This is a genomic window from uncultured Arthrobacter sp., from assembly GCF_902805515.1.
Taxonomy (GTDB): domain Bacteria; phylum Actinomycetota; class Actinomycetes; order Actinomycetales; family Micrococcaceae; genus Arthrobacter_D.
On the sequence record NZ_CADCTE010000028.1, the window covers coordinates 1 to 17,365 of the forward strand.

At 70.7% G+C, this 17,365-nt stretch carries 22 protein-coding genes, 1 pseudogene and 1 riboswitch; of the genes and pseudogenes, 14 read left to right on the forward strand and 9 right to left on the reverse strand.

Annotated features, from left to right (window positions below; translation table 11 throughout):
* Positions 1–87: 87 nt before the first annotated feature.
* Entirely contained in the window at positions 88–489 is a 402-nt protein-coding gene (locus QZX79_RS02445) for a YsnF/AvaK domain-containing protein (protein WP_294564157.1), read from the reverse strand.
* A gap of 3 nt (positions 490–492) precedes the next feature.
* Here QZX79_RS02445 and QZX79_RS02450 point away from each other — a divergent pair, with 3 nt between their 5' ends.
* From QZX79_RS02450 to QZX79_RS02485, 8 genes and pseudogenes are all read left to right on the forward strand, one after another.
* Positions 493–1,050, forward strand: coding sequence for a DUF881 domain-containing protein (locus tag QZX79_RS02450; protein ID WP_294564160.1), 558 nt, complete (start codon positions 493–495; stop codon positions 1,048–1,050).
* 3 nt (positions 1,051–1,053) lie between these two features.
* On the forward strand, positions 1,054–1,386 hold the full coding sequence (locus QZX79_RS02455) for a small basic family protein (protein ID WP_294564164.1): 333 nt from the start codon (positions 1,054–1,056) through the stop codon (positions 1,384–1,386).
* Complete coding sequence (locus QZX79_RS02460; protein ID WP_294564166.1) at positions 1,383–2,129, forward strand: DUF881 domain-containing protein; 747 nt, start codon at positions 1,383–1,385, stop codon at positions 2,127–2,129. The genes QZX79_RS02455 and QZX79_RS02460 overlap by 4 nt, the downstream gene beginning before the upstream one ends.
* A 44-nt stretch (positions 2,130–2,173) precedes the next feature.
* Complete coding sequence (gene gcvH, locus QZX79_RS02465; RefSeq protein WP_294564169.1) at positions 2,174–2,578, forward strand: glycine cleavage system protein GcvH; 405 nt, start codon at positions 2,174–2,176, stop codon at positions 2,576–2,578.
* Positions 2,579–2,835: 257 nt separating this feature from the next.
* Positions 2,836–3,357 (forward strand): FHA domain-containing protein, encoded by a 522-nt coding sequence (locus QZX79_RS02470; RefSeq protein ID WP_294564172.1) that lies wholly within the window; start codon positions 2,836–2,838, stop codon positions 3,355–3,357.
* A gap of 13 nt (positions 3,358–3,370) precedes the next feature.
* A complete protein-coding gene (locus tag QZX79_RS02475) occupies positions 3,371–4,099 on the forward strand; it encodes a MerR family transcriptional regulator (protein WP_294564175.1) in 729 nt (242 codons plus the stop codon).
* A 42-nt stretch (positions 4,100–4,141) separates the two neighbouring features.
* Positions 4,142–4,474, forward strand: a pseudogene (locus QZX79_RS02480) (imidazolonepropionase); the annotation flags it as partial.
* Between the two features lie 42 nt (positions 4,475–4,516).
* Positions 4,517–5,299: a CPBP family intramembrane glutamic endopeptidase gene (locus QZX79_RS02485; protein WP_294564177.1), complete on the forward strand. Its 783-nt coding sequence runs from the start codon at positions 4,517–4,519 to the stop codon at positions 5,297–5,299.
* 280 nt (positions 5,300–5,579) lie between these two features.
* On the opposite strand, the gene QZX79_RS02490 is transcribed toward QZX79_RS02485, so the two are convergent.
* Together QZX79_RS02490 and QZX79_RS02495 are read right to left on the reverse strand one after the other, a co-directional pair.
* Positions 5,580–6,341: a glycosyltransferase family 2 protein gene (locus QZX79_RS02490; RefSeq protein WP_294564180.1), complete on the reverse strand. Its 762-nt coding sequence runs from the start codon at positions 6,339–6,341 to the stop codon at positions 5,580–5,582.
* A gap of 33 nt (positions 6,342–6,374) precedes the next feature.
* Positions 6,375–7,016, reverse strand: coding sequence for a VOC family protein (locus tag QZX79_RS02495; protein ID WP_294564183.1), 642 nt, complete (start codon positions 7,014–7,016; stop codon positions 6,375–6,377).
* Positions 7,017–7,123: 107 nt separating this feature from the next.
* Positions 7,124–7,238, forward strand: a riboswitch (SAM riboswitch).
* 52 nt (positions 7,239–7,290) lie between these two features.
* Between QZX79_RS02495 and QZX79_RS02500 the strand changes: the two genes are divergently transcribed.
* The 3 genes from QZX79_RS02500 (at position 7,291) to QZX79_RS02510 (ending at position 10,092) form a co-directional block, all read left to right on the forward strand.
* Positions 7,291–8,607 (forward strand): bifunctional o-acetylhomoserine/o-acetylserine sulfhydrylase, encoded by a 1,317-nt coding sequence (locus QZX79_RS02500; protein WP_294564185.1) that lies wholly within the window; start codon positions 7,291–7,293, stop codon positions 8,605–8,607.
* Between the two features lie 6 nt (positions 8,608–8,613).
* Positions 8,614–9,750, forward strand: a complete 1,137-nt coding sequence (locus tag QZX79_RS02505) for a homoserine O-acetyltransferase (protein ID WP_294564187.1) — start codon at positions 8,614–8,616, stop codon at positions 9,748–9,750.
* A 99-nt stretch (positions 9,751–9,849) separates the two neighbouring features.
* The gene (locus QZX79_RS02510; RefSeq protein WP_294564189.1) at positions 9,850–10,092 is read left to right on the forward strand and encodes a hypothetical protein; all 243 of its coding nucleotides are present in this window, start codon (positions 9,850–9,852) and stop codon (positions 10,090–10,092) included.
* Positions 10,093–10,157: 65 nt separating this feature from the next.
* On the opposite strand, the gene QZX79_RS02515 is transcribed toward QZX79_RS02510, so the two are convergent.
* The 5 genes from QZX79_RS02515 to QZX79_RS02535 form a co-directional block, all read right to left on the reverse strand.
* Positions 10,158–10,613, reverse strand: a complete 456-nt coding sequence (locus tag QZX79_RS02515) for an Rrf2 family transcriptional regulator (RefSeq protein WP_294564192.1) — start codon at positions 10,611–10,613, stop codon at positions 10,158–10,160.
* Positions 10,614–10,644: 31 nt separating this feature from the next.
* Positions 10,645–11,523 (reverse strand): ABC transporter permease, encoded by an 879-nt coding sequence (locus QZX79_RS02520; protein ID WP_294564195.1) that lies wholly within the window; start codon positions 11,521–11,523, stop codon positions 10,645–10,647.
* The gene (locus QZX79_RS02525; RefSeq protein ID WP_294564198.1) at positions 11,520–12,314 is read right to left on the reverse strand and encodes an ABC transporter ATP-binding protein; all 795 of its coding nucleotides are present in this window, start codon (positions 12,312–12,314) and stop codon (positions 11,520–11,522) included. The genes QZX79_RS02520 and QZX79_RS02525 overlap by 4 nt, the downstream gene beginning before the upstream one ends.
* The gene (locus QZX79_RS02530; protein ID WP_294564201.1) at positions 12,314–13,360 is read right to left on the reverse strand and encodes an ABC transporter substrate-binding protein; all 1,047 of its coding nucleotides are present in this window, start codon (positions 13,358–13,360) and stop codon (positions 12,314–12,316) included. Before QZX79_RS02530 ends, QZX79_RS02525 begins: the two co-directional genes overlap by 1 nt.
* A gap of 199 nt (positions 13,361–13,559) precedes the next feature.
* On the reverse strand, positions 13,560–14,414 hold the full coding sequence (locus tag QZX79_RS02535; protein WP_294564205.1) for an SGNH/GDSL hydrolase family protein: 855 nt from the start codon (positions 14,412–14,414) through the stop codon (positions 13,560–13,562).
* Positions 14,415–14,528: 114 nt separating this feature from the next.
* On the opposite strand from QZX79_RS02535, the gene QZX79_RS02540 reads away from it, so the two are divergent.
* Positions 14,529–15,224, forward strand: a complete 696-nt coding sequence (locus QZX79_RS02540) for an alpha/beta hydrolase (RefSeq protein WP_294564208.1) — start codon at positions 14,529–14,531, stop codon at positions 15,222–15,224.
* 12 nt (positions 15,225–15,236) lie between these two features.
* Here QZX79_RS02540 and QZX79_RS02545 read toward each other — a convergent pair whose 3' ends face one another.
* A complete protein-coding gene (locus QZX79_RS02545) occupies positions 15,237–15,488 on the reverse strand; it encodes an RNA-binding S4 domain-containing protein (RefSeq protein WP_159615893.1) in 252 nt (83 codons plus the stop codon).
* Positions 15,489–15,539: 51 nt separating this feature from the next.
* Between QZX79_RS02545 and QZX79_RS02550 the strand changes: the two genes are divergently transcribed.
* Both QZX79_RS02550 and QZX79_RS02555 read left to right on the forward strand, forming a co-directional pair.
* Positions 15,540–16,547 carry a DMT family transporter gene (locus QZX79_RS02550; protein WP_294564213.1) on the forward strand — a complete coding sequence of 336 codons (1,008 nt, stop codon included), beginning with the start codon at positions 15,540–15,542 and terminating at the stop codon, positions 16,545–16,547.
* A 155-nt stretch (positions 16,548–16,702) separates the two neighbouring features.
* Positions 16,703–17,365, forward strand: a 663-nt coding sequence (locus QZX79_RS02555) for a glycine--tRNA ligase (RefSeq protein ID WP_294564215.1), incomplete at its 3' end; no start/stop codon positions are given.

A 17,365-nucleotide genomic window follows, 5' to 3' on the forward strand; every position in this document is an offset into this window, starting at 1 on the left:
GGGGGTTCAACTCCCCCCTCGGACACCCACACCCCCACCCGCGGTTGTGATGCCGTGGACGGGCCGCGAGCCGGACTGACCAGCGGGTCAGCGGTCGTCGGCCACCGAGACGTCGCCGTCGACCTCGATGTCGAGCTCCTCGCGGCGCAGGTCGGCCGACACGACGTGCTCCTCGTAGACGGTGTGCTTGCGCACGATGATGCGCTCGCGGACGACCAGGCGCTTCTCGACCACGATCTGCTCCTCGAAGACCGGGATCGACAGGCTGCCGTCCTCGAGCGTCTCCACCTGGCCGCTGTCGCCCTCGAGCACCTGCACCGTGCGGTCGACCTCGGCGTGCTCGACACCGCGCGCGACGCGCTGCTCGACGGTCTGCGTCTCCGAGCGCTTGCGGGCTCGCACCTTCCCGGTCTCGACCGTCTCGCGGCTGGTCTGCAGGCGCTCCTCCGACAGCGAGATGGTCGCGTCGTCGTTCTCCTGGCGACTCATCGCGTGCCCTCCCCGCTCGTCGAGCGGGGCCTGCGGGCTGCGGGCTTGCGCCCCGAAGGTGTGGCCGCAGCCGCGCTGCCGGTCGAGGGCCCGGGCCTCCTGGTGACCCTGGCCAACGCCGGGTCCGACGCCGACGACGACCCGGTCGGCGGCGACGACGAGGGGGACGTCCGCGGACGGGTCCGCGACGGCGACCTGCAGCTGGTCGTCAACGCGCTCTGGGCCGCCGGCGCCGAGGCCGTCAGCATCAACGGCCAGCGGCTGGGCCCCACCAGCGCGATCCGGTTCGCCGGCGAGGCCGTGCTGGTCGACTTCCGCCCGGTGACCAACCCCTACGAGGTCCGGGCCATCGGCGACCCCGAGACCCTGTCCAGCGGCTTCCTCTCCAGCCCCGAGGTCGGCTCCCTGGCCCTCATCGAGGAGACCTACGGGCTCCGCTTCGACTTCTCCCGCGAGGAGGAGCTGAGCCTGCCCGCCGCCAGCACCCCCGAGCTGCGCGCGGCCCAGCCGGTGCCCGACGAGACCGACGTACCGCCGTCCGACCCCGCGACCGGAGACTGACCCGTGATCCCGATCCTCGGCCTGGTGGCCGGCGTCCTGCTCGGCCTGCTGCTCGACCCCACGGTCCCGCTGTGGCTGCAGCCCTACCTGCCCATCGGGGTGGTGGCGGCGCTCGACGCGGTGTTCGGCGGCTTCCGGGCGCGGCTCGACGGGATCTTCGACGCCAAGGTCTTCGTCATCTCCTTCGTCTCCAACGTCGTCGTCGCCGCGCTCATCGTGTTCCTCGGCGACCAGCTCGGCGTGGGCGCGCAGCTCTCCACCGCCGTCGTCGTCGTGCTCGGCATCCGCATCTTCGGCAACGCCGCTGCCATCCGGCGGCACGTCTTCCGGGCATGAGCACCGACCCGCCGGTCGACCCGCCCGCGGCGGGGGAGGAGCCGGAACCCGGAGCACGCCGCCGCGACCTGCCGGCGGCCCTCCTCATCGGCGTCCTCACCCTGCTGCTCGGCTTCGCCTTCACCGTGCAGGTGCGCAACTCCGACGACGAGCAGGTGCTCGCCGGCGCGCGGGAGGAGGACCTCGTGCGCATCGTCGACGAGGTCAGCTCGCGCGGTGTCCGGCTGCGGGAGCAGATCGCCGACCAGCGCAGCGCCCTGCGCCAGCTCACGAGCTCGGACAGCGAGAGCGCCTCGGCGCTGGAGGAGGCGCGGACCCGGGAGGCGTCCCTCGCCGTCCTCAACGGCACCGCTCCCGCCCGGGGACCGGGGCTGCGCCTGACCATCCGCGACCCGGACGACGAGCTGCGGGTCACCGACCTCCTCGACGTGGTCCAGGAGCTGCGCGGAGCGGGGGCGGAGACGATGCAGTTCGACGGCGTGCGGGTCGGGCTGAGCACCGCCGTCACCGGCGCACCGGGCGCGCTGATGATCGACGGGCGGCCGATCACCGCCCCCTACGAGGTGCTCGTCCTGGGATCCCCGCAGGACATGGAGACCGCGCTCAACATCCCCGGGGGAGTGGTGCAGGCGGTCGGCGGCCGCGGGGGCTCGGTCGAGGTCGTGCAGCAGCCCGAGCTCGTCGTCGACGCGTTGCGGCCGCTCCCGGACGCTCAATACGCTGCGCCCGACACCGACGACTGACGAGCGGCCCCGGTGCCCCCCACCCGATCCTGGAGACTTGCTGCATGAGCACGCCTGACGACCGCCGTTACACCGACCAGCACGAGTGGGCGCTGGTGCAGGGCACCGACGGCACGTCGACCGTCGTCCGCGTCGGCATCACCGACCACGCCCAGGACGCCCTGGGCGACATCGTCTTCGTGCAGCTGCCCTCCGTCGGCGACGAGGTCGGGCCGGGCACGCCGATGGGCGAGGTCGAGTCCACCAAGTCGGTGTCCGACGTCTACGCGCCCGTCGCCGGCGTCGTGGCCGCGGTCAACGAGGCGCTGGCCGACACCCCCGAGACGATCAACGCCGATCCCTACGGGGCCGGCTGGCTGGTCGAGATCAGCGTGGCCGGCGAGGGCGGCGACCCGACCGGGGCGCTGCTGGACGCCGCGGCCTACCAGGCCCTGGTCGACGGGTCCTGACGGCCCCGCCTGCGGGCCCGGACCGCACGCCGCTCACTATGATCGCGACGGGGCACGGAGCTGCCGGTGACCAGCCGCGCAGCGCCGCACCCCCCTGCACGTGCGGTTGACCCTCGGGTCGACCGCTGGTTCCATGACCACGGCCCGCCGCACCCGCGGTGACCGACACACGACAGGCCGTCCGGCCCGTCGACAGCCGGCCGCCCGCGGCCTCCCCAGGCCCGCGGCGACGCCCCTCGTACCGGAGGAGACGCAACGTGCACTGCACTCGATGTGGACACGAGAACCCCGAGGGCAGTCGCTTCTGCGCGCAGTGCGGCTCGGCGCTCTCCCCGGAGCGCGTCGGCGAGTCGACCAGCGTGATCCCGAAGGTCGGCGGCGAGGACTCCGGTGAGCAGCCCGAGGCGACGCCCGAGGCCGCTGCCGACGCGCACGCCGGTGCCGTCGAGTCCCTCCCGGCCGGGTCGGCCCTGCTCGTGGTCAAGCGCGGCCCCAACGCGGGCAGCCGCTTCCTGCTCGACCAGGACGTCACGACCGCCGGGCGCCACCCCGACAGCGACATCTTCCTCGACGACGTGACGGTCAGCCGCCGGCACGTGGAGTTCCACCGCGAGGGCGGCGGCTTCTCGGTGCACGACGTCGGCAGCCTCAACGGCACCTACGTCAACCGCGAGCCCGTCGACGTCGCCACCCTGGCCGGGGGCGACGAGGTGCAGATCGGCAAGTTCCGCCTCGTGTACCTGACCGGTCCGCGGACCGGCGAGCCGGCCGCACGCTGAGGACATGACAGCGGTGCCCGAGCGCGACAGCGCGCTCGGGGACGCCGGCGACCAGCACACACCGCGCCTGACCATCGGCGAGGTGCTCGCGGTGCTGCGCGACGACTTCCCCGACGTGACGATCAGCAAGATCCGCTACCTCGAGTCCGAGGACCTGGTGCACCCCCAGCGCACCCCCTCGGGCTACCGGAAGTTCTCCCGGGCCGACGTCAGCCGGCTGCGCTACGTGCTGACCGCCCAGCGCGACCACTACCTGCCGCTGCGGGTCATCAAGGACCACCTCGAGGCGCTGGACCGGGGCGAGCCCGTCCCGGCAACCGCCGGGCCGTCGACCACACCCCCGCCCGCACCCGGCACCGCGGACGGCGAGGCGGCGCCCCTCACGCCTGACCAGTTCGCCCGCGCCGCGGGGCTGGAGCCCGAACAGCTCGCGGACTGCGTCCAGTTCGGGCTGCTCGCGACCGACGCCGACGGCCGGCACCCGGTGGCCGATCTCGCCGTGGCCCGGGCCGCCGCCGGCCTGGCGCGGCACGGCATCGAACCGCGTCACCTGCGCGTCTACCGCAGCGGCGTCGAGCGCGAGGCCGGCCTCGTCGAGCAGCTCGTCGCGCCGGTCCTGCGGGCACGCTCGGAGGAGGCCCGCGCCCGGGCGACCGAGAAGCTGCGGGAGCTGGCGGGCCTGTCCGCGCAGCTGCACACCGCGCTGCTGGAGGCGCGGCTCCGGGATCTCCTGCGCCCCTGACCGGGCGTACCGTGGACGCAGCCCTTCCCGCCCGCCCGCCGGCTGCTCGACGCCGGGGTCCAGCTCGCCCTGGCCAGCAACTGCAACCCCGGCACCTCCTACACCACGTCGATGGCGTTCTGCGTCACCACAGCCGTGCTGCAGATGGGCCTGAGCGTCCAGGAGGCGGTCCGGGCCGCCACCTACGGGGGTGCCCTGTCGCTCGGGCGCGAGGCCGGGGCCGACGCCGACGGCCGGCGAGACGTGGGCTCCCTCGCCGTCGGGCACCGGGCCGACCTGCAGCTGCTCAACGCCCCCTCGGCCACCCACCTCGCCTACCGGCCCGGCATCCCGCTGACCGGGGCCGTCTGGCGTGCCGGGGTGAGGCTCGGCTAGGGCGGCTGGGAATCGGAGGCGGGCGCTGGAAAGATAACCCCCATGCGTTCTCTCTCACCCACCGTCCACCCGCCTGCACTGCGGGAGCGGCGGCGGATCACCGCGGAAATCCTGATCGTGATGGGACTCTCCCTCGGACAGTCGGGGGTGTACGCGGCGGTGCGGCTGCTGGACAAGGCGACCTCCGGTCCGCTCGCCGGCCAGACCACCACGCTGAACCCGGTGCTCAACGACCGGCAGTACTTCGACCTGGCGTACCAGCTGCTCGGGATCTTCTTCGCCCTCGTGCCGGTCGCCCTGGCCCTGTTCCTGCTGAGCGGCGGCGGAGCTTCGGCCTTCCGGCGGATCGGCTTCACCTTCGAACGCCCCGCCCTGGATTTCGGCCTCGGGCTCGGCCTGGCCGTGGCCATGGGGGTGGGAACCCTCGGCGTTTACGCCGCCGGGCGCGCCCTCGGCATCACCACCGCCATTGTCCCGGCGGCCCTCGACGACTACTGGTGGACGGTGCCCGTGCTCGTGCTGTCGGCCCTGCGCCACGCGGTGCTCGAGGAGGTCCTCGTCGTCGGGTACCTGTTCGAGCGGCTGCGCCGGCTGGGCTGGTCCGTCCCGGCGGTGCTCATCACCAGTGCGCTGCTGCGCGGCAGCTACCACCTCTACCAGGGCATCGGGCCGTTCGTCGGCAATGTGATCCTGGGCCTGGTCTTCGGCTATGCCTACCTGCGCACCGGCCGGGTGATGCCGCTGGTCATCGCCCATGCGGCACTCGACATCACCGGCTTCGTCGGCTTTGCGCTCCTCGGCCCGGCGATCGGCATCGGGGACTAGCGGGCCGGAATGGGCGGGTCGAGCCGGAAAACCTGCATTAAAGAGAACGGTTGCAGGGCAAAGGCCCTGCAACCACTCCCGGCCCCGCAGACTGCACGCTGCTTGACAACTTCGGCGCCACGTTCCACTAAACCAGTCCCGGCAGCCCCCCGGGCGGATACTTCGGTGCTCCGGTTGCCTTGACACGCCTGCTTCCCGTCAGGACGGGAAGCACCCCACCGGGTTCCAGGTGCCCGTCCGGGCCCGCCGGCCAGCGGACGCTGCGGGGCGGACGGAGCCGTCAGCGGATGTCGGCATCACTGCCCAGCCTGCCCCGCAGGCCGGGCAGCAGCTGGTGGACCGCCGCCCGCGCCGGCCCGTAGACGCGGATCCTGCGCATCGAGGTGGCCACGACGAGGCCGCGGTCGATTCGAACGGCCGAGCGGCCCAGCGTCCGCGCAACGCGCAGCGTGTACTCGATGTCCTCGTCGCGCTCGGCGATCGAGGTGCGCGGAAATCCCCCCGCCTGCTCGTAGGCGGCGGCGCGGGTTGCAAGGTTGTGTCCGGCGACGAGCCTCAGGTAGCTGCGGTCGAGGTGGCCGGCGGCCAGCGCCGCGCGCAGGACAAGGAAGGCGGCCGGGATCACCAGGGCGTCCCCGGCGCGGCGGTAGGCGTCGTGGAGGGGCACGCTCCTGCCGCCCAGCAGTGCCAGGCCCGGGCGGGCTGCGAAGCCGGCAAGGATCCGCCCGGTCCAGTCCGGCCGCGGCACGCTGTCCCCGTCGGTCCGGCACACCAGGTCGGAGCCGTCGGTGATGGCGCGGCGGAAGCCGGTATCGCTGGCAGCCCCGGTGCCCTTCACGGGCTCCTCGAGGACCGTCAGCGGGAAGCCGTCGTGCCCGGCAAGGAAGGAGGCGATCCGCGCGCGGGTATCGTCGGTCGATCCGTTGTCGACGACGTAGATGGAGACGCCTTCCCGGTGCTGCTGGCGGTAGAGGCCCTCAAGGGTCCTGCCGATGGAGGGCTCGTTGAACACCGGGACCACCACAGCGAGCCGTGCGACCACAGCGTTCCCCCGGACGGCGTTTCCCGGCGCGGGCTAGATTTCGATCTTGCCGTTGCCGGTGTCGAAGGTGACCGACATGAGTCCCGGCGTTCCATTCGGGGCGATCCACTTCACGGAAACGTCCCCCAGGGGAGCCTCGACGGGAGTGCCAAGCCATTCGGTGACCCGCGCGCACGATCCGGCGATGGTCAGGGAATCGAGGCGCACCGTCGAGGGGCGGGCGTTGGAGGGGTGAAGCGCCTCGGTCCCGTCGTCCCACCGCAGCAGGTACGGAACCTGGGGGTCGGAGATCAGGCCCTTGATGCCGATCTGCTGCCAGGTGAGCTCCTGGCCGTCGGGGAACTTCCGGTTGCCCGGTACCGACTGGCGCCCAAGGCGTTCTTCGAAGGGGGTGAGGTCGTCGACCGCCACGACCCAGCCCATCCAGCCGCCGCCGGCCTCGGAGCGGGCACGCACGGCCTGGCCGAACGGGGCCTTGATGGACGCGGGGTGGTCGAGGACCTCGACCACCTCGACATACTGGCCGTTGGCCAGGGGCACAATCATGTTCCGGGTCCCGAAACGGGGGTGGACACCACCCTTAACCGCTTCGACGCCCAAAGCTGAGGAAATCCGGTCCGCGGTGGCGGCCAGTCCGTCGGGTTCGCAGGCATAAGATACATGGTCCAAGCGCATGGCTACATAGTGGCACTTTGTGATCCGCGTCTCGACTTAGGCGATCCTTACTTAACGCAGAGTCACAAATTGCCCCCGGCCGCGGGTATCGGCTTTCATGGGGAAAAGGTCATGAGTGCCAGCACACAGCCCCGGCTTGCTGGCCGGCAACCCTCCACCGCGGCGGGGTGCCCCGGGTGAAGACCTGGCGGAGCGCCACACGGCGCTGCGCAAGCGCGGGTCCCCGCCGGCGGTTTCCGGCGGCGGACGGGCCCCTTCATCGACAGGGAACGCCATGTCCAGCAACTGGTCCTTCGAAACCCGCCAGATCCACGCGGGGCAGACGCCCGACGCCGCCACGGGGGCACGGGCGCTGCCCATCTACCAGAGCACCTCCTTCGTGTTCCCGAGCGCCCAGAGCGCGGCCGACCGGTTCGCGCTGACCGAGCTCGCCCCGATCTACACGCGCATCGGCAATCCCACCCAGGAGGTCGTTGAGGCCCGCATCGCCTCGCTCGACGGCGGGGTGGGCGCCCTGCTGCTCGCCTCGGGGCAGGCGGCCGAAACCTACGCGATCCTCAACCTTGCCGAGGCGGGCGACCACATCGTCGCAAGCCCGAGCCTCTACGGGGGCACCTACAACCTCTTCCGGCACACCCTGAGGAAGTTCGGCATCGAAACCACCTTCGTGGAGAACCCCGACGACCTGGGGCAGTGGCGCGCCGCTGTCCGGCCCAATACCAAGGCGTTTTTCGGGGAGGTCGTCTCGAACCCCCGCCAGGACGTGCTCGACCTCGAGGGGATCAGCGCGATCGCCCACGAACACGGCATCCCCCTGATCGCCGATGCGACGGTGTCCACGCCGTACCTCATCCGCCCCATCGAGTGGGGCGCCGACATCGTCGTGCACTCCGCCACCAAGTACCTTGGCGGCCACGGCACCGCGATCGGCGGCGTCATCGTCGACTCGGGCCGCTTCGACTACGGCCGCGACCCGGAGAAGTTCCCGGGCTTCAACACCCCCGATGAGAGCTACTCCGGGCTGGTGTACGCCCGGGACCTCGGTGTGGGCAGCGCACTGGGGGCGAATCTCGCCTTCATCCTCAAGGCGCGCGTCCAGCTGCTGCGCGACCTCGGGTCCGCGATCTCCCCGTTCAACGCCTTCCTCATCGCCCAGGGGCTCGAAACGCTCAGCCTGCGGATGGAACGCCACATCGCCAACGCCCGCGCCGTCGCGGAATGGCTCGAACTCCACGACGACGTCGAATCGGTCGCCTACGCCGGCCTGCCCTCGAGCCCCTGGTACGAACGCGGGCTGAAGTACGGGCCGAACGGCACCGGCGCGATCGTCTCCTTCGACATCGCCGGCGGGATCGAGGCCGGCAGGCGCTTCGTCGACGGCCTCGAACTCCACTCCCACGTGGCCAATGTCGGCGATGTCCGCTCACTGGTGATCCACCCCGCCTCCACCACCCACAGCCAGCTCGGTGCCGAAGCGCAGCTCGCCGCGGGAGTGCGCCCGGGCCTGGTGCGCCTGGCCGTCGGGCTCGAGAACCTCCAGGACATCCTGGCCGACCTCGACGCCGGCTTCCGTGCGGCGAAGGGAAGCTAGCGGGCCGTGACCGCCTACCTTCCTGCCTACCCCGGGCGCGCCCCGGTCGTTCCCGGGCGCGACGGCGTCGTCCGGACCGCCCGCCTTGGCCCCGCCACCCTCGAGACCGGAGGGTTCCTGCCCGGTGTCGAGCTCGCCTACGAGACCTGGGGTGTGCTCAACGCCGATGCCTCCAACGCCGTCCTGATCGAACACGCCCTGACCGGCAGCTCCCACGTGGCCCGGGGCGGGTCGGACGAGGACGGATGGTGGGACGCGCTCGTCGGTCCCGGCCGCACCGTTGACACCGACCGGTACTTTGTCGTGGCCGCCAATATGCTCGGCGGCTGCTACGGGTCCACCGGCCCCTCAACCCCGGCTCCCGACGGCCGGCCCTGGGGCTCGCGCTTTCCCTTTGTCACCATCCGCGATTCCGTCCGGGCCGAAGCGCTGCTGGCCGATCAGCTCGGGATCCGCCGCTGGCACTCCGTGCTGGGCGGCTCAATGGGCGGGGCCCGGGCGCTGGAGTGGGCGCTGACGTACCCGGAGCGGGTGGCACGGTGCGCCGTCATCGCCTGCTCCGCCGCGAGCACGGCCGAGCAGATCGCCTTCGCGCAGGCCCAGCTGCAGGCCATCCGTCTCGATCCGCACTACGCCGGCGGGGACTACTACGGTTCTCCACCGCCGGCGGCCGGGCTGGGGCTCGCCCGGCGGATCGCCCATATCACCTACCGGTCCGAGACCGAGTTCGCCCTCCGGTTCGGGCGAAGCGCCCAGGGCACCGAGGCCCCCTTCGGAGGGGTGCGTCCGGCGGACCGCGGACGGTATTCGGTGGAAAGCTACCTCGACCACCAGGCTGCGAAGCTCGTGCAGCGCTTCGACGCGAACAGCTACCTCGTCCTGACCGAGGCGCTGATGAGCCACGACGCCGCACGCGGCCGGGGCACCCTTCGGCAGGCGCTCGGTGCGGTGAGCGCCGAGGTGCTTATCGCCGCCGTGGACTCGGACCGGCTCTACTTCCCGGAGCAGGCGCACGCCCTCGCGGACGCCCTCCCGGGCGAGGTGCCCGTCCACACCATTTCCTCACCGATCGGCCACGACGCCTTCCTGACCGAGATCGGGCAGCTCGACGCACACCTGCGCGCCCGTTTCTACCCCCGGTAGCGTCATCAAAAACGCTGGGCGCGCCGGACCTGCCGCCCCTACAGTGGTGCCGAGCACGCCCCGGCGCCGGCCGGCGGCGTCCGCGAGGAAGGACGGTTCATGGACCTGAACAGCATCGGCTGGAACGAGGAAGCCCGCGGGAAGATCCTGCTTGACGCGGACCGCGCGCTGCAGGAGGCGGTGAGGGAGGCAGTGGAGACCCTCGGCGGCCGCGGCAGGGAGGAAGTGTATGAATTCCTCTTCGCCAAGCTCCAGCCGCAGTTCGTCGACTTCCAGCCCGGACCGGACCTCAGCGCCTGCGCCGACGCCGTGGCCCGCGGAGAGGTGTCCCTCGATTCCTAGGCTCCCTGCGGCGCGTCGACGGCCCGGCTGACCGGCGGGGCGCGGCCACACCGAAGAGCAGGAGTTCAGCGGCGCTCCCACGCTCCGGGCAGCGTCAGCAGCTCCTGGACCGGGACGGGAAGTTCGCCCAGGGCGACGTCGGCGACGCTGGTCGTCTCAAGGACCAGGCGCAGGCTGGCCCGGGTGGCCACCCAGACGTCGCGCAGCCTTTTTGTGGATTCCGGGTAGGTAACCTGCTCCGGGCTCTCTCCCCGCACCCCGGCAAGGGGACCGTCAACAGACCGGAGAACGTCGGCGAGGGTGATCTCCGTCGCCGGCCGGGTCAGGGAATACCCGCCGCCGGACCCGCGGCGCGAGGTGAGCAGGCCCGACCGGCTCAGTTCCCCGAGGATCGATTCAAGGAACTTGGCCGGAATGTGCTGCTGGCTGGCCAGGGCATCCCGGGTGAGCACCTCCTGCTCGCTGCAGGCAAGCTCGATGACCGCCCGAAGGGCATAGTCGGCGCGCGCTGTCACCTGCATGGCCGCCGACCCCCACCGGAAGCGGCCGGCATCAGGACACCGGGCCCATGCCGCGCCGTGCCCGCACGCCGTTGGACACCCGGGACAGCACACCGTCGATGAGCATGCCGAGAACGAGGATGATGATCATGACGGACATCAGGCCGGCGGTGTCGGCGAACTCCCGGTGGAACTGCAGCTGCACGCCCAGTGAGGGCTTGGACGCGATGATGACGAGCAGTTCCCCGGCCATGAGCGAGCGCCAGGCGAAGGCCCAGCCCTGCTTCAGCCCGGAGAGGTAGGCGGGAAGGGCGGCGGGCACCACGACATACCGGTAGAGGCTTAGCCCGCGGGCGCCGAGCACCGTCGCGGTGCGGATGAGGGCCTTTGGCACGTCGTCGATGCCGGAGATGATGCCGTTGGCGATGGACGGGGCCGCCCCGAGGATCACCACGAAGAGGATTGCACTCTCGGAGAGGCCGAAGAGCAGGATCGCGAAGGGGAACCAGGCGATGGACGGCATGGTCTGCAGCCCCGTGATCATCGAACCGATCGCTGCCCGGAGGGTTCGGGAGAACGAGACGACCAGGCCGATGAGGGTGCCGATGCCGAGGGCGAGGCCGAAGCCGGCCGCCGCACGGAACATCGTCGTGCCGAGGGCCTGCCAGAACTTGCCGCTGGCCACCATCTCGCCGGTGCGCTGCAGGACGGTCGCCGGGTCGGGCAGGACATAGCTGGGGCGCCAGCCGCTGAGGTAGACCACTTGCCACAGGAGCAGGGTGATGATCACTGCAAGCAGGGGCGGCCAGCTCCGGCCGAGAATGCGGGAGCCGAGGGAGGCGGCGGGTTGGCCCTCCGGCCGGATAAAACGGATCCGGCGCGAGGGTGCCGCTGCCTTGCCGACCAGGCGGCCGGCGTCGATGTCGCTCATGGCTCGTTCCTTCCCGACAGGCGCCGGTGCAGTTCGGCGGCGCGGTCGGCGACGCCGGGGTCTTCCATCCGCCGGGGCCGCTGGAGCCCGATCCGGAGTTCGGAGTCGATCCGTCCGGGGTCCGGTGCCATCACCAGGACCCGGTTCCCCAGCCGGGCCGATTCCCGGACGTTGTGGGTGACGAAGACGATTGTCAGCTCCCGTTCGAGCCAGATGCGTTCGGTCTCGTCGTGCATGGCGTCGCGGGTGATCGCATCCAGGGCGGCGAAGGGTTCATCCATGAGGAGGATCGAGCAGTCCTGCGCGAGCGTCCGGGCGAGGGCGACCCGCTGGCGCATGCCGCCTGACAGCTCGTGGGGGCGCATCGAGGCCGCCCGGGGCAGCCGCACCGTTTCGAGCAGCTCGTCGACGCGGGGCCCGAACTCCCGGGCCGGCACGCCGGACAGGCGCAGCGCCAGTTCGATGTTGCCCCGGACGGTGAGCCACGGGAAGAGGTTGGCGTCCTGGAACATCATGCCGACCCGGCGGCCGCCCACATCGATGCTGCCCCGGCTGGGGGAGTCGAGGCCCGCGATGAGGTTCAGCAGGGTCGACTTGCCACACCCGGACTGTCCGAGGAGGCAGACGAAGTCCCCGGCGTCGATGTCCAGGTCGACACTGTCGAGGGCGACGCTTTCACCGGCGGCGCTCCGGAAGTCCTTGCCGACCCCGCGCAGCGAGATGGCGCTGCGTTCCGTGGTGGCGTCCGGGGCGGGCGTCCGGCTCCGTGTCCCGGCGGTTCCTAGGCGCATCACGGCTCCTTCACCCCGGTCAGTCCCCGGTTCTCAAGCACGGTGTTGAGGGGATCAAGCGTATAGAGGCCTTCGAGCTCCACCTTTTCGAGGAGGCCTACCGACACCGCGTGGTCCGCTCCGGTGACCAGCGTCTCGGGGAGCGGATCGTAGGTGAACTCAACGTTTTCCCAGGCGGCGTCGAGGTACTCGTCCTCTACCCGCTGGCCGGTGACCTCCTCGATCTTGTCGTTGAAGACCTTTCGGGCGCCCTCGGGATCCTCCTCCATGAACTCCAGCGCGTCGAGGTGGCCTTCGAGCACCGCCTGCACCGTGTCGGGGTGCTCCTCGAGGAACTCGGTGCGGACGATCAGGTTCGCCACGACGAACCGCCCGTCCGGCCACAGCTCCCCTTCGTCGACGAGCAGTTTGCCCCCTCCCTCCTCGATGAGGCGGGTCAGCCACGGTTCGGGCACCCACGCGCCGTCGATGTCGCCGGCCACGAAGGACTGGAGGGCGGCCGAGTTCTCCTGCGGTTTGATGCTGACGTCCCCGCCGCCCTCGGTGTCCGCGGTGAGTCCCTCGCCCTCGAGCCAGGTCCGCAGCGCCACGTCCTGCGTGTTGCCCAGCTGGGGGGTGGCGAGGGTGGCGCCCTTGAGGTCCTCGGCGCTGTCGATCCCCGGCCGCACCACCAGCCCCGCGCCGCCGGAGGCGACGCCGGCAAGAACCTTAAGGGCCTTGCCCTGGCTCTGGGTGAAGCCGTTGATGGTGGGGTTGGGGCCGATGACGGTCATATCGATGGCGCCGGAGAACAGCGCCTCAATCGCCTCCGGCCCGGCGCTGAAGGTCTGGGTTCGAAGGTCCACTCCGTTCAGATGCTCGTCGTACAGGCCCTCGGCCTCGGCCACCAGCGCCGGAGCGTGGGTGAGGTTGGGAAAGTACCCGAGCCGGATCTCCTCCGGCAGGCCCGTTCCGCCCGGGTCCGCCGCGCCCGCATCCGAGCATCCGGAAAGGACGGTGATGGTGGCAATGGCAAGGACGCCAAGGTGTGCTGATTTAGTTCTCATTCCGACTCTCCCCAGCCGCTCGAATCCTAGTAATCCGACAGGCTATGCCGCATACCAGGGCCGAGGAAGGGAATTCCGGAGGAACAGGTGGAACCCCGGTGGGACAGGGTAGGAGGGGATTCTGGGGCAGGTAGTGGACCTTCAGCGGGCGCCGCCGCCGGAGCGGACAGGGCCCGCCGTGCCCACAGGCCGGCCGCTCCTACAGGCCTGCGCCCGGCGGCATGGCCGGACCGAAGATCGTCGAAGCCTCCGGACGCTTGGGGCTGATTCCGTCACCGGAGGACCGGTGGCGCAGGCGCCTCAGGATCCAGGGCATGAGGTATTCCCGGGCCCAGACGACGTCCTCGGTGCGTGCAAGGCGCCAGTTCTTCGGCGGAAGCGGCTTGGCCTGCATCGGTTCGAGGGTGTGGTTCACCGCGAGCGTGTCGAGGACCATCATCGCGATCGTGTGGTGCCCCAGGGGGGAGAAGTGGAGCCGGTCCTCGGACCACATCCGGGGATCGGAGAGCTGCCGCAGCGCCCACATGTCGGCGATCACGGCGTCGTGACGGGCCGCGATGACCCGCAGGTTCTCGTTGAACACGGCGGTCTTCAGGCGCACCTTTCCCAGCACCGTGTCGCGCACGTCGGGTCCGGTGAACAGCACCACCGTGGCGCCCTCGCTGCCGAGGGTCTGCACTGCGGAATCGAGCCGTGCGGCGAGCTGATCGGGATCGGCGCCGGGCCGCAGGAGGTCGTTGCCGCCGGCGGAGATGCTCACGAGGTCAGGTTTCAGGGCCAGTGCCGGCTCCACCTGCTGGTCGACGATCTGCTGGAGCAACCGTCCCCGCACCGCGAGGTTCGCGTAGGAGAAGCTGCCGCAGCCCCGGCTGAGTTCCTCGGCGACCCGGTCGGCCCAGCCGCGGTTTCCTCCGACGCTGTCGGGGTTGGGGTCCCCGATCCCCTCGGTGAAGGAATCACCGAGGGCGACGTACCGCCGCCAGGGGTGGGGGACAGCCTCCCCCTCGACGTGGACGGGTTCGTCAACTGCAGGTGCTGCCTGTTCTTTACTCACCCCTTCATCCTGCCAAGTCCGGGGCCGGCTACGCGACCGTAGGTAGCCCGGGTTACGGCGCTGGGGGTCGGCTGAGCGGGCGGGCCGGGGTGCCGTGCATGCCAGAATTGGGGGATGACGAAAACCGGCTCCGCCCCCCTGTCCACACCCGCCTGGGATCCGGTCACCCTCTGGTCCCGGCCGGAAAGCGAGCGGGCCGGAACCCCGCTTCTTGTGCTTTTTCACGGCTATATGGCCGACGAACGCGACCTCATGGCGCTCGCCGATTATCTGCCCGAGGAGTTCACGGTGGTCTCGGTCCGCGCCCCTTACACCGAGGACCAGGGGTACTCCTGGTTTCCGCTGTCCCGGGACTCCGGGTACTCGGTGGAGGCCGTCGTCGAAGCGCTTGGGCCCGTGGCGGAATGGCTCGATGCCATCCGGGCACCGCACTCGAGCGTCAGCCTGCTGGGGTTCTCCATGGGGATGGGTGTTGCCACCTCGCTGCTGCGCCACCGCCCGGAGGACTTCGCCACGGTCGTGGGCCTGTCGGGGTTTGCTGTTCCACCCGAAGGCCACTCCTTCTTCCAGGACGAGGCGCTGGCGGGCCGTCAGGTGCCCTTCTTCTGGGGCCGGGACCAGGCGGACGAGGTGATCGCCTCCTCAATGGTCGAGTACACGCACCGCTGGGCGACCTCGACTACCCGGCTGACCAAGGTGCTGTACCCGAACATGGGGCACAGCATCAGCCAGCAGGAGCTGGCCCACGTCCGGGAGTTCCTGACGCTGACGGTGCTCAAGGCACCGGCCGGGGGAACCGGCGGGAGCTGAAAGGCCCGGCGCTCAGCCCGCGACGATCCGCACGCTCTGGCCGTTGACGCTCACGACGTCGCCGGGGTGGAGCTGGCGCCCGCGGCGCTCCTCGATGTCGCCGTTGACCTGGACCAGGCCGTTGTCGATCAGGGTCTTCGCCTCGGCTCCGTCCTCGGCCAGGGAGGCGAGCTTCAGCAGCTGTCCCAGCCGGATCATGCCGTCGGAGATGGGAAGTTCGCTGATGCCGGCCGACGCGCCGGGTCCGTTCGGTTCACTGCTCATAAGGCAATTCTGCCCGACCGGAGGCGGGCGCCGGTCCACTAAACTTGACCGGTGACTTCCTCAGCCCCGCTCCCGCCCCTTATCGGCATCCCGGTGGCGCTCGCCGCCGGGACGGCCATCCCCGTCCAGGGGCGCATCAACGGGGCCCTGGGCGCCCGGCTCGACGACGGCGTCGCCGCGGCCCTGGTGAGCTTCGGCACCGGGCTGGTGGTGATGATCCTGATCTCCCTCGTGCTGCCGCGCGGCCGGGCGGGCTTCCGCGCGATCGGTCCCTCGGTGCGCGAACGCCGGTTCCCGCCGCTGTACCTGGCGGCCGGGGCGATCGGTGCGTTCTTCGTGTTCTCCCAGTCCCTGACCATCAGTCTCATCGGCGTCGCTCTGTTCTCCGTGGCCGCGGTCATGGGCCAGTCCCTGAGCGGACTCGTCGTCGACCGGCTCGGCATCGGCCCGGCCGGCAAGAGATCCGCGACGCCGATGCGAATCATCGGTGTCGTGCTGACGGTGGTGTCGGTGATCTGGGCCGTGTCGCCCCGGTTCGGTGCGGCGGGGGAGCCCTCGTCCTGGCTGATCCCGGTCCTGCTGCCGGTCGCCGCCGGCATTCTGCTGAGCTTCCAGCAGGCAATGAACGGGACGGCGGCCTTCCACTACGGAACCCCCATTACCGCCACCCTGGTGAATTTCATCGCCGGGGCCGTGGTCCTGCTCGCGGCCTGGCTGGTGAAACTCGCGATCGCCGGACCCGGCAACGCCCTGCCGTCGGAGTGGTGGTACTACCTGGGCGGGCCCATGGGCTGTGTCTTCATCGGCCTGGGAGCGCTGCTGGTGCGCAGCCTCGGCGTCCTGCTCACGGGCCTTGGCCTGATCGGCGGCCAGCTCGTGGGATCGCTGGCCCTTGACCTGTTCGTCCCGGCACCCGGGAGCGTCGTCGCCTTCGCCACCGTCGCAGGCACCCTCCTGACCCTCGTTGCCATCGTGCTGACCACCCTGCCCTGGCCCCGCGGCGCCGCGGCCGCGGCCGCGCGCCGCCGGCGGATCGGGACGACGGCCGGGCGCACGTAGGGCGGGTTCGGCTCCGGTGCCGGTAGGCTTGGAGCCGGACTGTTCCTTCCTGATTTTCCGTAGTTTTTCGTCGGGAATCCCGGAAGGATCCACAGCTTTGCACCCACCATCCCGCGGACCGCACCCAGCGGCCTGCTGACGACCGGAGAACCCCCATGGCGGCACCCAAATCAGCTCTTGACCCAATCATCTCCCTCTCCAAGCGGAGGGGCTTCGTCTTCCAGTCAGGCGAGATCTACGGCGGATCGCGTTCGGCGTGGGACTACGGGCCCCTCGGCGTTGAACTGAAGGAGAACATCAAGCGGCAGTGGTGGCAGGCGATGGTGCGCGGCCGTGAGGATGTCGTCGGCCTCGACTCGGCGGTGATCCTTCCCCGCCACGTCTGGGAGGCCTCGGGCCACGTCGAGGTGTTCAGCGACCCGCTCGTCGAGTGCCTGAACTGCCACAAGCGCTACCGGCAGGACCACCTCGAGGAGGAGTTCGAGGAGAAGAAGGGCCGGGCGCCGGAGAACGGGCTGCTCGACATCACCTGCGCCAACTGTGGCACCAAGGGCCGCTGGACCGAACCGCAGCGCTTCTCGGGCCTGATGAAGACCTATCTCGGCCCCGTGGAGTCCGAGGAGGGAATGCACTACCTGCGCCCCGAGACCGCCCAGGGCATCTTCGTGAACTTCAACAACGTGCTCACCACCTCCCGGCGCAAGCCGCCGTTCGGCATCGGCCAGATCGGCAAGAGCTTCCGCAATGAGATCACCCCCGGAAACTTCATTTTCCGCACCCGTGAGTTCGAGCAGATGGAGATGGAGTTCTTCGTCGAG